Annotated in this window: 8 protein-coding genes; 1 reads left to right on the top strand and 7 read right to left on the bottom strand. The window is 32.4% G+C overall.

Going from position 1 to position 16,410, the window contains the following annotated elements:
• Positions 1-38 precede the first annotated feature (38 nt).
• Positions 39-3,716 carry a phosphoesterase gene (locus ACJBCC_RS05635; protein WP_407556620.1) on the bottom strand — a complete coding sequence of 1,226 codons (3,678 nt, stop codon included), beginning with the start codon at positions 3,714-3,716 and terminating at the stop codon, positions 39-41.
• A 220-nt stretch (positions 3,717-3,936) separates the two neighbouring features.
• Here ACJBCC_RS05635 and ACJBCC_RS05630 point away from each other — a divergent pair, with 220 nt between their 5' ends.
• On the top strand, positions 3,937-5,157 hold the full coding sequence (locus ACJBCC_RS05630) for a Pycsar system effector family protein (protein ID WP_407556619.1): 1,221 nt from the start codon (positions 3,937-3,939) through the stop codon (positions 5,155-5,157).
• On the opposite strand, the gene ACJBCC_RS05625 is transcribed toward ACJBCC_RS05630, so the two are convergent.
• The 6 genes from ACJBCC_RS05625 to ACJBCC_RS05600 form a co-directional block, all read right to left on the bottom strand.
• Complete coding sequence (locus ACJBCC_RS05625; RefSeq protein ID WP_407556618.1) at positions 5,154-7,526, bottom strand: GAF domain-containing protein; 2,373 nt, start codon at positions 7,524-7,526, stop codon at positions 5,154-5,156. The genes ACJBCC_RS05630 and ACJBCC_RS05625 overlap by 4 nt on opposite strands.
• Positions 7,527-7,633: 107 nt before the next feature.
• Positions 7,634-8,089, bottom strand: a complete 456-nt coding sequence (locus ACJBCC_RS05620; protein ID WP_407556617.1) for a hypothetical protein — start codon at positions 8,087-8,089, stop codon at positions 7,634-7,636.
• A 21-nt stretch (positions 8,090-8,110) separates the two neighbouring features.
• The gene (locus ACJBCC_RS05615; RefSeq protein WP_407556616.1) at positions 8,111-10,231 is read right to left on the bottom strand and encodes a glycoside hydrolase family 97 protein; all 2,121 of its coding nucleotides are present in this window, start codon (positions 10,229-10,231) and stop codon (positions 8,111-8,113) included.
• Between the two features lie 182 nt (positions 10,232-10,413).
• The gene (locus ACJBCC_RS05610) at positions 10,414-12,090 is read right to left on the bottom strand and encodes an alpha-amylase family glycosyl hydrolase (RefSeq protein ID WP_407556615.1); all 1,677 of its coding nucleotides are present in this window, start codon (positions 12,088-12,090) and stop codon (positions 10,414-10,416) included.
• 41 nt (positions 12,091-12,131) lie between these two features.
• Positions 12,132-14,015, bottom strand: coding sequence for an alpha-amylase family glycosyl hydrolase (locus tag ACJBCC_RS05605; RefSeq protein WP_407556614.1), 1,884 nt, complete (start codon positions 14,013-14,015; stop codon positions 12,132-12,134).
• A 5-nt stretch (positions 14,016-14,020) separates the two neighbouring features.
• Positions 14,021-16,408 carry a TIM-barrel domain-containing protein gene (locus ACJBCC_RS05600; RefSeq protein WP_407556613.1) on the bottom strand — a complete coding sequence of 796 codons (2,388 nt, stop codon included), beginning with the start codon at positions 16,406-16,408 and terminating at the stop codon, positions 14,021-14,023.
• Positions 16,409-16,410: the final 2 nt, after the last annotated feature.

Raw genomic sequence — 16,410 nt, 5'->3', positions numbered from 1 at the left:
TATAGGTCTACAAATAATATGAAACCTTACCCAAATTTTTAAAAATCAAAGCCTAATTTAAATGCAAAACGCACACCTTCATCACTATTAAAAGCTGATAAATTAAGCGTTAATAAGTCTGCTGCAATAGCAAAAACGCCTCCACCAATTGACGTATTCCAATGGTCAGAATTCCCATTACTAATCCAAACTTTACCGTAATCAAAACCTCCATACAACCCAAGTTTCATAGGTGTTATGACAGTCCTTACTTTAGTTAGGTTTAATCTTAAATCTGTACTTTGTACAAAAGCACTTTTACCATTAAATCTTTGGTTTCTATAACCTCTTAAACCGTTATTAGCTCCTATTGTTGCGCCTTGGTAAAACTCATAATTATCTCCAATATTAAAATGTCCTCTAAGCTTTGTTGCCAATACTAATTGACCATTTGGAACCAATTTATAATCTAACCCAAACTCAGATATTACATAACCAAACCCTTTTGAGGTTTCTACATTATTTCTAAATCCGCCATGAATATTAAATAAGAATCCTAATGTTGGAAATACTTCAGTATCTGAATGTGCAAATTGGTAAGTGGCATCTGCTCCATAAAAAACATTTTCAACTTCTATATTATCACCAATTACCGAATTAATAAATCGTCCTTCCGTTTTTTCTACTTCTATAGACTCATAGGTTAAACCAAATTTAAAACTTGCACCATATCTACCTATCCATTTAAGAGACGGTTCAAACTTTAAGGTTTGAAGTTTTACTCTATTGTAATCTAAATTAACATCTAATCCATCTGATGTATCATCTTCTGGGTTTAATGAATCATTTCCATAACCAAAGAAATTAAATGCATAATTAGGGCTAGTAAAACGCAAATCTATACCTAAATTAAAATTACCAACTACTTTCGCAAAATCACCTATATAGTTTAATTCATAACCTTCAGTTGCAAAGTAGTAAGCTGCTGAAAGTTTATGCTGAGCAGTAAACGGATTACGCACAAAGCCATAAGTTGTGTAAACATTTTGAATCCCTAACTTAAATCCGTCATCAGGATTTGCGCCTAATGTTGGGATGATTTGGTTCGTACTATTTTTGAGTTTCTTATAATCGTACACATTTGTTTCATAATCATCAGTTAATATTATACGTCCTTTATCTGTAACAAATGTGTTTTTTTTGGATTTGTAATCATAGCAAATTAAACGTTTTCCATTTTCAATGTTATACTTATCATTATTTTGACCTCCTATTAAAATTACTTTGATATAGCTATCACCTTCTCCTGTGACCTCAAATACATCATCGTCGTCTAATGCATAGATCCAAATTTCTTTAGTTTCATTTTTATTATACGTTCTCTCGTGAAACTTATCCTTTTTTTCTCCTTTTTTAATCCTGTAAACTGTAACTTTTGTTTGTCCATTTGGTAAACGTTGTATATCAAACCAATCGTCTTTATTAGTCCCTTTAATAACGGCATACTCATTGAGTAATTCAAAATAACGATCTGATATCGCTTGAAGATTACCTCGTCTAGCTTTCAATTTTTTCTTAATATCCTTAATAGACTCACTTGGCATTTCATTTGGAATATTTGCAAAAGCTTTTTCTATGACTTCATCCGTGATACCTTCTTGTATAATTTTTACCTGCGCATCCCAATCTACTTTACCAGATCTCACTATAATTTCCATATCTAGCGGATAAGGTTCTACATTAACACCTTTTACATCTACTAAATCATTAGAATACGCCCTCAATAAACGTGCAGTTGGCATTAGTTTAACGGCTGTACCCAAAAGAAAACCATCTGACATTTTTGAGAACGCTTGATCACGATCTCTTGGCATTGGTCTATATATTTTTTTCCCATCTTCCTTAAATTCTATCCAGCGCCATTGATCTTGATGCCTATCCCAATCACCAATTAGCATATCAAACAATCTTGCTTTTATATACGAAGGCTCATCTATGATTATATCTTCATCTTTATGAATTTTTTTCATCATATCAAGCGTTGATAACAATTCATTTTGAAACCCAAAACTTGCTTTGTCATTATGACCTTCAGATGTATGTTCTTCAATCATATAAAGTTCATCACCATAGTCGTTATTATATTCTCCTAATCGTTCTTGTTTTGGTACAAAATAGAGAACCGGATTTGTATGATAAACACCAATTGCATCTGCTAAATCTCCAATAATCAATGGCGCATATGGATAAGAACCTGCAAAAACATCTAAAATTAAATCTTCGGTCGCAGTATTATCAAACTGACCATCAATAAACTGATCTTTAAAAAGTACAGCTTGTAGATATTGAAGAGCTTGTTTACGGACAGCTCGCATCACATATTGTGTTCCGTTTTTATCTTCTAACCTTAAGGATTTAGACTGATTTCCACCACCTTGCCTTACAGGAACTAAACCACCATATAGTGTGTCTAACTTTACATTTGGCACCATAACTTTGGTACTAAACTCTTTTCTATAACGATCTCCCCAAAGGAATTTTCGAAACCCAGTAACATCCGTTTCTTCTGTTGCATAAATAGAAGCCGTTGTATGCGACTCTAAATTTTCTTTATATGTTTTAAGTTCTAATGGTGCATCTTGCGGAAAAACTTCTGTTTCAAATACAATTGCATCTTCATCGGATGAATAGAAGGATACATGGGTAGAACCATCTGTGTAAACACGTAACGTAGCATAACCTGGTGTACTATATCCAAAAATACCAGCACCAACATTTCTTACAGCAGACACATTAGATCCTGAACCAGAAACAATTTGACGTAAATTATCATCAATTAAATATTGCAAACTGTGTTCATGACCAGATACAAAAACAACCTTATCATTTACTTGCGCTAGCGTTACTAAACGCTTTTTTAATTCGTTGTAGCACGCATTTTGTAAATCTGTTTCTACACGACCACTTGTTTTTCTAAAAACATTATTTAAAGTTCCTACAATTGGTGCAGGTGACCAGTTACTTTTTACACTAAACTGACCACCATGAGGACCATTAGTATACATGGGATGATGCAATGCTATAATTGTAGTTTTGCCTCGCGCTTTTTTAACTAAATCACTAAACTCATCTAAAAAATTCTGTCTTGTTTTTAATTCGCAGTCGTCATTAATAGTTGGTTGCTCGTCCCAATTGTTTATGTACCAATGCGTATCAACCAGAATAAGTTCAATGTCATCTGAAACATGAATTTTATCAATAGAACATCCATCTTCAGGTAAAAAACTATCTTTCCCTAATTCTTTTTCAACTATTTTTTCTTGGGCTTTTAAACCTTTGATTCCAGAATACCAATCCTGATTTCCTGGCAGAAAAATAGTTTTACCTTCAAAATTTTTAACTGCTTCCGTTTGCAACAGCAACCTATGCTTTGCTAACTCATAAAATTTTGATGATTTATTTGGAATACCTTTTGGGTAGACATTATCACCTAAAAAAATAGCCGTACTCTTTTTATCTGCTTTTTCCAATTCAACTTTAAAAGCTTTTAAAGCATCAGAACTTTCGCCTAGGTTTGAGTCACCTGCATTACCAATAAGATAAAATGTATGCGCTAATTCTTTATGTTTTGGCTGGGCAACTTCTGCATCACGTACAACTTGTTTTTTATAGGTTGCACACGCATTAAAAACTAATATTGAGACTAAAAAAATCCCGTACTTGTATACTATTTTCATAAAAAAGGGTTGGTATTCAAAAATACGAATTAATTACCCCATTTGTAGAATCTTAAAAAACTGAATTATAAGGTAATTATATGACAATGAATTGTAGAAACTGGAATTAGTAAGTTAACGAACCTAACAACTGTTAAAAATAAAACGAGAAATAGGATTGCTAACTCAAATATTAACTAAGCTTATAAAAAATTCTTAATTTAGTCTCACAATTTATTATATGAAGAACATTGTAGTAGAAGCAGAAAAATACGTTATAGCTTATTTAAATAGTAATTTAGATGCCTCATTTGTATATCATAACCTTGCGCATACGCAAAGGGTTGTTGGTAAAGTGAACGAACTTTTGGAAGAAGGTCCTTTAAACGAAACCGAAAAAGATCAATTGTTAGTTGCTGCTTGGTTTCATGATACTGGATTTACTAAAACTATCGAAGGGCACGAGCAGGAAAGTGTAAAAATAGCAACGGAATTTTTAAAATCTCAAAATGTTTCTGATAAAACTATTGAAACCATTTCCGCTATTATTTTAGCTACTACAATGGGTTACCAACCTACTAATAAATTAGAGGGTTATATTAAAGATGCAGATTGTGCACATTTATCTAGTAAAAACTACCGCAAATACGCGTCTTTATTAAGAAAAGAATGGGAACTGACTTTAGGTAAAAAAGTATCTAAGACTGAATGGATAAAAGAAAATATTGCCTTTTTAACCAACCATAGTTTTTACACCGACTTAGCAACAAAGAAATGGGAAGGTCGTAAAGGGAAAAATTTAGCCAACCTTTTACAAAATCAAAATAAAGTAAAAGCAAATACAGAAAAATTAAAACAGAAAAAGGCAGAATTAAATTTTAAGAAAGCAAAGTTAGACTTACCAGATCGTGGTATAGAAACTATGTTTAGAGTTGCATTAAGAAATCACATTACATTAAGTGATATTGCAGACACAAAAGCTAATATTTTATTATCTGTAAATGCCATTATCATCTCGTTAGTCTTATCTAACTTAGTTTCTAAACTAGATAACCCTACAAACGAATATCTTATTTGGCCAACGTTCATTTTTGCAATATTTACAGTTGTATCAATTGTTTTGTCTGTAATAGCAACACGACCGAATGTAACTAGCGGAAAATTCACAAAGGAGGATGTCGCTAATAAAAAAGTAAACTTGTTATTCTTTGGAAACTTTCACAAAATGAAACTTGAAGAGTTTGAATGGGCAATGGAGGAAATGATGCAAGACAAGGAATACCTTTACGGATCACTGACTAAAGATCTCTATTTCCTCGGTTTAGTTTTAAATAGAAAGTATAAGATTTTAAGACTGACCTATACCTTTTTTGCGATTGGGATTGTAGTTAGTGTAATATCGTTTGCTATAGCTTTTCAACTATCTGGCCAAGAATCTCCAATAACTACAATTGTAAATTAAGCTTTAATTTCTTTCATTAAATCTTCATAGGTATAAAACTCCTTGTCGTTTTTCGCTTTGTGATATAAAACACTAACTCGTATAGCTTTTAAACCTGTTACAGCCTGTAAATCTTGCAATTCTACAATTTCTACATCTGTATCTAGGTATTTTTTAGCCTGCAAGAATTTTACGTATTGTAAATACTCCATTTCGTCTTCTCTCTGAGAATAAACAATACTCAATTTACCTTTTTGAGTCACGCGTTCGTTGGTACCCTTTATAAAGGCTTTATCCACCCGTTTCTTTACAATTTCATATCTAGCATTGTATGTTCCATCAACATCAAATTGTTTTTCATCCATTCTAAAACTAATAGACAATGGCTGATTGAATACCAAAATCATCGACGCAACATCTAACGCTACTGGAAAATCTGGTTGCATTTGATAATAAGCATTCTCCATTTCCACCATCACTTGTAATTGCCATAACCTTAAATTATATAAGTAAATTGTATTAAAACCATCTTCTTTAGTTAAGGATTCACCGATATACATATTATGTTCTACACCATCAGTTTTAAAACGCTCAAAATAATGCGGATACATTTGTTGTGCTTCTTCTTGTTTAGTATCTAAAATAGAAGCCATTTCTTTATTTATAAGTGATATAGTATCATCGTATTGTTTTCTATGATGATATAAAGTATCTGCTTGCGAATTTATTTTTTCAAAATAGTTATCAATTTCTTCTTTTAATGCATCAACAGTGTACAAATGTTTTAAAACAGGCTCTACTTCCTTTTTAATAAAAACAGAAATTTGATGCTCACTATCAACCTGAAAATGAGAATCAACACTTTCTAAAAAGCTATCAATTTGATATATAAATTGTTCATAAATTGGAAGTGCTTCTAATTGAAAAGCATTAGACAAAACATTCTTTAATGCATTAAGTTGTAATGATAAATCTTTTTGAGTTGCCCAATTTCTAGCTTCTGATGACCCTTTTATGTCTATTTGACCGTAAAGTGGATAGATATTTTCAAAAGCAATTTTATTAAAATTAGTGTCTTTACCATTCATTTGGTCCTTAATAAATTGCTTCGCTTCTTTCTTAAATCTCCACTGTACACTAGAGTGTATTGATGTACATTCTTTTTGTATTATTGCTTCAATTAAATTAGACTCTTCATTTTTAGAACGTTCTACAGCACTTACAATAAAGGGCATAACATCCACCAATTTATTAGCATTGATACTATTTAGGATTTTAGGCTCGTTAGAAACAATTTCTAAAATACCCATTAAACCATCTTTATTAGCAATAGGCGCAAAAATGGCGCTTTTAATTCCTTGCTCATGTAAAACATTTATATGAGGCGCTTGGCCTTGTGACCGTTCAAAAGATTTATCTACATCAGATACTGAAAAATATTTAAATTCTTTTAAAAGCTTATTGTAAGACCACGTACATAAGGCATCCGTACAATTTTGACTTTCTAAATTATTAAGTAAATAACTATTCATGCCAACACCATAAATACGCTCAAAAACATCCTCTTCTGCATTGAAAGTTGAAAAACCAACTTTGATATTTTTAAGCCCAAATAAAGACTGAAAAATGTCATGAAAACCTTCCATAAAACCTTCACTTTTTTGTTGGGTCTCACCTATTAAAGTGGTCTTTACGTTAGAAATGGATTGATCGTCTGTAATATCAAAAATATTAGAAATCACAAAGCCTTTAAAAAGATAGCTATTTGGCGGAAACTTCTTTTTCCACAGTTCTATATCTTCAAAATTATCTATTAGCTCATCATAATCTTGCTGAGTAATCTGTGGCGCGTTTTCTGTTGGAATAACTTCTGTAAAATCCGCGTTATACAACATTTTGTAGTAACGAATTACACCATTAGAATCTGGTATTTCATAAAAAAAAGGTCGTTTAAAATTTAAATTATAACCATAACAAAAATTTAAAATTATTGCACAAGCAAAAATATATTTTTGATCCTTAGGCATATTCTGAATTTCCAAATCAAAATTACTTCCGGCTGTATTTATAATAGACTTAAAACGCTCTGAAGAATTGAATGTAAAATTATGAAATGGAATAGATGCCGTTTTAATTTCATTTTTAGTTAATAATGGACTAAAAGCATCTTGGAGTAATCCTTCAATCTCTTTTTCATAAGTATTAAAGATTTCAAAATCACTAAATCCATCTCTTAAAATAGGATTTTTCTCTGCTATACTTAATACACGTCGTGCATTAGCAGCTATAAAATCATTATCAGCAGCTATTAAATTTTCATACTGATTAAGAAGTTTGTTGAAACTTATTTTTATTTCAAAAGGAGATTCTATGTTATCGTTAATATCCAAAAAAAGTAGTTTTTTTATATAGGCAAAGTTACAAATATTAAGAATAGTCGTGTATCGAATTAATTTCTTACACCTTGTATTTAATTTAAAACAGTCTGCTATAAGGTCTAAAATCCTAATTGACCGTACGTCCAGTTAGACCCATCACTTATAAATATTAAAGTTTTACTAGTGTTTCCATTACCTACAGTAGTTGTCATATTTACAACTGATACACCTGCAGTACTATCACCAGCAAAAAACAACACACCTGCTCCGAACGTATAAATATCGGCATTTACAGTATCGGTTACATTTCTTAGAATATAAATTCTCCCTGGTACCACTGTAGCATCTGGTAATATAAATTCCTCACTACCAGTTGTTGGCGTTAAATTGATATAAACACCATCATCAATAGGTGTCGCAGATCCACTTGGTCCACCATTTACACTTACTACTTTTAATGATAAATTGCCGTTAATATCCAAGGTGCTTTTTGGGTCTGTTGTTCCTACACCAACTTGAGCATTGGCACCATTAAAACAGAGTACCAATACTAATATTAGTATTACATTTTTCATAAGGGATAAAAAAATTAATTATTATTTAGTTTTTAGACTCAAAGCAAAACCGCCACCTTCGGCAAGCTTTATAGAGAGCTTTGACTCTTTATTTAGTTCAATTTTTTCAATTTTAAGATCTAATGGATTATCATCCCAATGCGCCTTTTCGCCATCTTTATATAAAATAGCTTCGTAAGTTGTGTCACTATCTAAAAAACTAAAATCTAAATCTATAGTCCTAGAATTTTCATCTGTAATTCCACCAACAAACCAATTTTCTGTTTCTCGTTCTTGTCTTGCAATAGTCACATAATCACCTACTTCGCCATTTAAAATAAGAGATTTATTCCAATTAACACCAACATCTCTGATGAACTGCAAAGGTTCAGGGTTAGCTTCATAATGTTCTACTAAATCAGCAGCCATTTGCACAGGACTGTATATAACCACATAAAGTGCTAATTGCTGTGCGAGGGTTGTATTAACTTGATTGTCTTGTTTATATTCATTAAATTTAATATTGAAAATTCCAGGTGTATAATCAATTGGTCCTGATAACATTCTAGTAAACGCTACTATTGGCAAATGTTCTGGTGGATTGCCACCATCACTTGCCCAAGCATTAAATTCTTGACCTCGTAAACCTTCTCTAGATATAATATTAGGATACGTTCTTCGTAATCCTGTTGCCTTAATAGGCTCATGAGCATTTACAGCGACTTGATATTTAGCGGCTTTTATAGCTGCATTATTATATTGATTGACCATGTATTGTCCATGATGATATTCCCCTTTTGGTAGAATTTTACCTACGTAACCAGATTTTACAGCATGCATACCATATTTCTGCATCAAAGCATAGGCAGTATCTTGTTGTTTCTCGTAAGTTTCTGTTGCAGCAGAAGTTTCATGATGCATAATAATATCGACACCTTTTTCTTTTCCGTAACGTACAACCTCTGCAATATCATAATCTGGATAAGGTGTTACAAAATCAAACACACCTTCTCTGTCTTCAAAACCAATCCAATGTTCCCAACCAGTATTCCACCCTTCAACTAATACACCACCAATATTATTCTTAGCAGAGAAATCAATAAAATTCTTTACATTTTCTGTTGTAGCACCATGTTTTCCATGCGATTTCCCACCATCTGTCCATGTGTTCATATCTTGAGTCATTCCGTAATCCCATGAGGATTTCCCTAAATGCATTTCCCACCAAACTCCTGTGTATTTCATAGGTTTAAACCAAGATACATCGCCAAGTTTATTTGGCTCGTTAAGGTTCACTATAAGTTTAGATGCAATTAAATCTGGCGCATTGTCTGAAATTTGTATCGTTCGCCAAGGTGTATTAAAAGGCATCGTCTTTTTAACCTTGTAATCCCTATTTTCTGAACCAACCAAATTACTTATTAGGTTTAAGTTTTCGGTATCTACTTTTAAGGTCATACCTGAATAATCTACTAAAGCTGCCTCGTGAAAGCTAAGATGTATTCCATCTTTACCCACCATAGTGACTGGTGTATTAACTGCATTTTCTGGTATATAGGTCTGTGCTAGATTCTTGTGATTCTTAAATTGTAAGGCATCAATTGCTGATAGACTCGTGGTATTGTACAAATGCTCATAAATATCCCAATCTCCAGGAATCCAAAAGGTTTTATAATCTTCTGTAAGGTTAAATTCGGTGTTTTCTTCAGTTATAAAAACATCGTTTTTTAATCGTGCTTGTTCCGGAAATTCGTATCTAAAACCTATGCCATCATCATAAACTTTGAAAATAATGTGCAAAAAACGTTCTGGACTTGTTGTTTCTTGAAGTTCTATCTTTAATTCTGTATAATTATTTACAACCTCTGATTGTTCGCCCCAAGGCATTTGCCATGTTTCGTTGAATGTTGAAATATTTGAATTCTTAATAATGAAATTCTTATTAAAAGCTGGAATATTCTTAAACTCAAAACCTAGATAAGACGTATCTACAATAGTCTCATTATTAAATTTTACCATATAAAATGGCCGACCTTCAGAATTAACATTAAAATCTACCAATACTTTTTCGTTTGGCGATGTGATTTTTGTAATTCGTTTTTCTTCTGAATTACAAGAGAATAATACCAATGCAATTGCAAATATTGAAATGTAGTTTTTCATGCTGTATAAAGTTTTAGACCAACTAATATTAATGCTAACTGAGCATAATCGCAGTCGGCACCTCATAGGTTCGTTTTTTTTATTTTATTACTTTACTAAGAGACTTGCTAGGTTTTAAAAACCTTCTAAGTCTATAATCCATAACTACAAGGCTTTTGAAACCTAGTAGGATAATAAATAGATTATTTTTTTTCTATCAGTACGACTTCAAATTCTGAGTCTATTGTAATCTCACCATTTTCTACTGTTGCCGTTTTGCCTGAATATGTATCATTTAAAACATCTCCTTCTTCAAAAATTTTAGAAACATCTATGACCTTCTTGCCTTGTTCTAAGTCTAACCCTATTAACACTAAATCCTTAAAATCACCTTTCTGGTAGCTCCTATAAAAATAGTAAGGAGAAGACGTTATCATTTGGTGAGTACCTGCACCAACAGCAGGATGTTTTGCTCTAAATTGACCTAATTTCTGCCAATGTGTTAAAACTTCTTTTATGCGTTTTCTTTTGGCTATAGAATCCCAATTCATCATAGATCGCAATGTAGCATCTCCTTCTGTGTCCGGAACTATTAATGATCTTGAGGATTCGTCTCCATAATAAACTTGCGATGTTCCTGGCGACAATAAAAGTTTATTTGCAGTTTCGTAAGGCTTTTTTCTTTGGGCATCAAATGGACTACCATCATCATGTGAGCTGAGGTAATTTAATGTTCCAAAGTCCTTCAACTCATCATGTAAAATAGCATTATAATGTTTAAATAAGTCTTCGTAATCTTTATCCTTAGAATTATATTTAAATTCAAAATTGATGAGACTTTGAAAACTCGGTGGATTAAAATAATTGACCTTTCTATCGCCAAAATCAAACTCCTGGCCTGAGCTTACGCCATAATTGTATACTTCGCCAACAAGGTAAAAATTGTTGTCATCTAGTACTTTTTCAGCATTGTTCTTTTTGTATTCTGCAAAAGCAAAATCGCATTCTACTTTGAATTCTGTCCACACATATTCTTCGACATGTTTTACAGTATCTACTCTATATCCATCAACTCCAAATTCGGTAATGTAATCTGTTAACCATTTCATGATATAAAAACGTGGTGCTCTAGGATGGCCCGTTCTTTCAAAAAACGCATCGAGTTCTTTTACCTCTTGTTCGTAACGACCTTCGGCTTTCCACTTTTCTACTAATTGCGGTGGCAATTCTACATTTTCATTACTTTCTGTTCTAATATCAGGAAGATTTGCAACCAACGTACAGCTAATCGTATTATCATAATTATCGTAGGTACATTGCTTATCTGTTCTTACCCATTCTTCTGGCCAAACTGGATCTTTATCTGTTACAGGACCAGTATGATTAATAACGGCATCTAATACTATTCTAATACCTCTTTCATGTGCTTCTTTTATTAACTCACGTAAATCTTCTTTGGTCCCAAAATTAGGATCAATACGAGTCCAATCTTTTGTCCAATACCCATGAAAACCATAAGATACTCCTGTTCCTTCATCTGTTCCTCCATGGATTTGCTCAACAATTGGAGTCATCCAAATTGCATTAATACCTAATTTTGTAAAATAACCTTCTTTCACTTTTTGAGTAATCCCTTTTATATCACCTCCTTTAAAACCTCTTAGCTTACCAGTTTTTCGAGTTCTATTAAAATTTACATCATTAGATTGATCTCCATTATTAAATCTATCCGTGAGTAAAAAATAAAGATTTGCGCCTTCCCAAACAAAAGGTGTTTCAGTTACTTCTGCTGACGCATCCCTACTGCTTCTGTTATCTTCTGCTTTATCTTTACAACTCAAAGTGATTAGAATTATCGTGAATAAAATTAGTTTTTTCATTGTTGTTTATAAATTTATAGAAACTATTATGTCTTGTCGTTTTAATTTTCAATTTTCAAAATAAACGACTCTAAAGGCTTAATATCAATTCTTACATTGGCCTTTCCATCTTTTACTTTTAAAGTTGAAGCGTACGTATTGTATAATTGATCTTCAACGTTGTATTCTCCATCTTTTAGTTGTAATTTTTGAACTAGATCTTCTGGTAACTGCAACTCGAATCCATAGGTGTTATCTGCATTGAAATTTGAAATGACAATTAGTTTTTCATCACTACTCCAACGAACAAACGATAAAACTTTATCGTTATACCATTCTGTGTGTTGATGATTGTAATGTTGAAGATCTTGATAATTGCCCATCAAAGCAGAACTATTTATTGTGAAATTCAATAGACGTTTATAAAAATCACGAAGTTCATCTTCTTGCTTGGTTAATTGTCCGCCATCAAACTTTTTATCGTTTACCCAACGCACTAAACTAGGCACTGAGCCATAATCGAAAATTGAAGTTCTTGTTGGATCTCCAAAACCTAAATCCTCTGCACCAGGTTCACCAAATTCTTGCCCAAAATATATCATTGTTGGTGCAGTAGATGATGTTGCAGAAACCACTATGGCTGGTTTTCCTTTTTCTGCGCTACCAGCAAAATCTGGACTAGCAATTCGTTGCTCATCATGGTTTTCTAAAAAATGAAGCATATGATGTTCAATATCACTTAAATCATTTAAAATTGGTGGAATATTGTCTGTACTTCCGTGACCTTGCATTACGTGTTTAAGGGTATCATAGAGCTGAACTTTATCATATAAATAATCCATTTTACCACGTTTAATGTAATCTCTATACAAACTTGGGTTATAGACCTCAGCTAATAAAAAGGCTTCTGGGTTTTTCATTTTTACATGAGAGTTCATATAACTCCAAAATTCAACTGGCACCATTTCTGCCATATCGTATCTAAAACCATCAACACCTTTTGCCGTCCAATACAACGCAATATCCTTAAATTTAACCCAAGAACTTGGTACGGTTTTATCTTTCCAAAATTCGTAATGCTTTTTGTAATTTTCGTTTTCAAAACCAGCAGGTAATTCATCAAAATCTTTTCTACCTTCTGGACTAATGCCGTAATTTACTTTTACAGTTTCATACCAGTCATTAATATCTGGTTGTGAAGCTCTAGATCCATTACCTGTCCATTTTGCAGGAATTTCTTCAAACTTACTATCTGCTAAACTATTTTTTTCTCCACCTAAGGGTTGGTAACCATGTTTCCATTCTGGTACTGTAAAAGCTTCTCCTGGATTGTAATAAAAGTTATTATTAACATCGTACGTTTTTGTTTTATCATCCTCTGCTCCAAAATCTGTTGATCCTTCAGGATTAGTTAAACTTTGATAATTACGAGCCACGTGATTAGGAACAATATCAATAATCACTTTTAAATTTGCTTTGTGAGAACGTTCAATTAAAGCTTCAAATTCTTCGAGTCTGTTTTCAACATTTACAGCTAAATCTGGATTTACATTGTAGTAATCTTTTACTGCATATGGCGAACCTGCTCGACCTTTTACAATATCTGGATCATCATTAGAAATCCCAAATTGTGAATAATCCGTAATCACATCATGATGTGGAACTCCTGTATACCAAATATGTGTTACACCTAAATCCTTTATTTCTTTTAGAGCTTTATCTGTAAAATCATTAAACTTACCTACTCCATTTTCTTGAAGTGTTCCCCAAGGTTTATTAGTGGTATTCGTGTTTCCGAATAAGCGAGTAAAAACTTGATATACGACTTCTTTTTTCTTCATATTAATTTTTATTTCTTTGAACTCTAAGGGTGTTTTAGTTTCATTCTCACATCCAAAAATGCTGAATACAGCTATTAAAATAATACTTTTTCTTATAATTTTCATTTAAACTACTTTTTGAGTTTAACAGTTACAACTGATGTTTCACTTGAATTTCTTTCAATAGGAATTCTTAAAGTTTTAGAACTCTCCGACCAATCAAAAGATGAATACTTACCAACCTTTATACGCTTGGGTTTATGTTCTAAACCATGAATTGTTAAATAAAATCTACGCGATTTTGGATTGAAATTTTTTCCTATTTCATTACTAATTTTAAATTCTAATGTTGAACCCTTTACGTTCATATCTAGCTTTAAAATTTCATAATCATTATTTTTTATGGTCTTGGCAGAAACACCATCATCTGTATAAATCTGTTGACTGCTAGATAGCACGCTGGCATCATGATAATATTCAATCTTATACATGGAGTCATCATAATTATCAGTAGTTTGAATAATTGAAAGATTGGGAATGAAAGCACCAGCTCTAATGTAAGTAGGTATAGAATTTTCATTTAACTCTATTGTTTTTGTTTGTCCTCCTTTTATTTTTTCATCTGTATAGAAATCAAACCAAACATTATCTTTTGGAAAATAAACTTCCTGCTCTGTAATTTTTGGTTCTAAAACTGGCGACACCAATATATCATTTCCCCACAAATAGGCTTTTGAATAATTAAACAAATTCTTATTCGTAGGTTCTTCAAAGAACAATGGTCGCATTAAAGGTTTACCTAATTGGCTATTTTCATAAACTAAATTATAATTGTAAGGCAATAATTTATAACGTAATTCTATAGCTTGCTTGACTAATGCTTTGGCATGTTCACTCCTATAAATTGGCTCACTTGGCACATCTTCTTGTGCATGAGGTCTAAAAATAGGATTGAAAACACCATATTGTAACCAACGCACATACAATTCATCATCTAAATTTGCACCCGCAAAGCCACCTAAATCACTATGCATATATGCCAAACCTTGCATACCCATTTGTAACACAATTTCTGGTTGCGATTGTAATCCTCCCCAAGTTCTGTTAACATCTCCAGACCAAGGAATCATTCCATAGCGTTGTGAGCCAGAATAACCCGCTCGCATTAAAATAAATGGTCTTGTATTTGGAAAATCGCGCTCATAACCTTCATATACTAATCTTGCCCAATCGTGTCCGTATATATTATGAACCTCGTTAGCAGATCCTGTTTTGTGCATTACCCAATCTGGATGTACTTCTGGCTCTCCCAAATCTCCCCAAACACCTGCAACACCTTTATTAGCCAAATCTTTATAGATATTCCAAAACCATTTTTCACCATCAGGATTATATATATCAATGAGTCCAGTGTTGCCAAAGTAGAAATCGTATTTAGCCGGATTTCCCATAGCATCTTTTGCTAAGATTCTATTTTGAACAGCTTCATCCCATTTATTTGATGTTGTTAAAATAAATGGCTCCGTAATAGTTATAGTTTTTACGCCTTTGTCGTTTAAGCGTTTTACCATGCCTTCAAAATCTGGGAAGGAATCTCTAAAAACTTCCAAATTCCCCATAGTGCCTTTTAACTCTTTTCCAAACCAATATAAATCTAGAATAATAGCATCTACCGGAATTTTTTCGTCTTTAAATGTCGCAATGGTCGTCTCCACTTCCTTTTGAGAATGATAACCAAAACGGCTAGAAAAATTCCCTAAAGCCCAACGCGGAAGCATAGGTTGCTTACCTGTTAAATCTGTATAATTATTAATTAAATTTAACCATGAATCTCCAACGATGACCTGATAGGTTTTTCTACCAGATATAGTTTCATAAGTTAAGGTGTTATCACTTTTACTATCCAAGTCTAAAAATCCTATTGGTGCATTATCAAAGTGCAACATGTATTGTTTAGATGATACCACAATTGGCATTGTAAAATTCATTAATTCACTATGGGTTTCATAACCATAATGTGCTCTATTGTATAGTTGAAGTCGGTTTCCACGACGATTCATACCTAAAGCTCTTGCGCCTCCGCCATATAATACTTCATCTTTTGTAAGGTTAAATTGAATGGTTTCTAAACTGTCATTTTTTACATAACCTTCTTTTTCTGAAACAATAAATTGATTTTTATAGTAATATGAAATTTGAAATGGGCTCTTTGTAATTGTTACATATAAGCCCTTTGTTTTTAATACAACATCATTACCTCTATCAGTCATCTCAAAATAAGAACCATAAGGTTTTGCTACAACAGCATGAGATTGCGATTTGTAATAATCGCCTTTTGGAACAAAAGTGGTTTCAATAATATTAGAAGAATATGGCTTTATCAAGTAATAACCATCATTGACTTCTATCTTTAAATCTAGTCCTTGTTTTACAGCACTTTTAAAAACACGATTTGTATTTTGAGCCGATAAACAGGCAAAAGAAAAAAGAATTATTATTGATAAAATTAATTGCTTCATAA

The sequence above is a fragment of the Winogradskyella sp. 4-2091 genome (assembly GCF_045765065.1).
GTDB lineage: Bacteria > Bacteroidota > Bacteroidia > Flavobacteriales > Flavobacteriaceae > Winogradskyella.
Note: the sequence above shows the minus strand (reverse complement) of the source record. Positions and strands in the feature narration are given on the sequence as shown.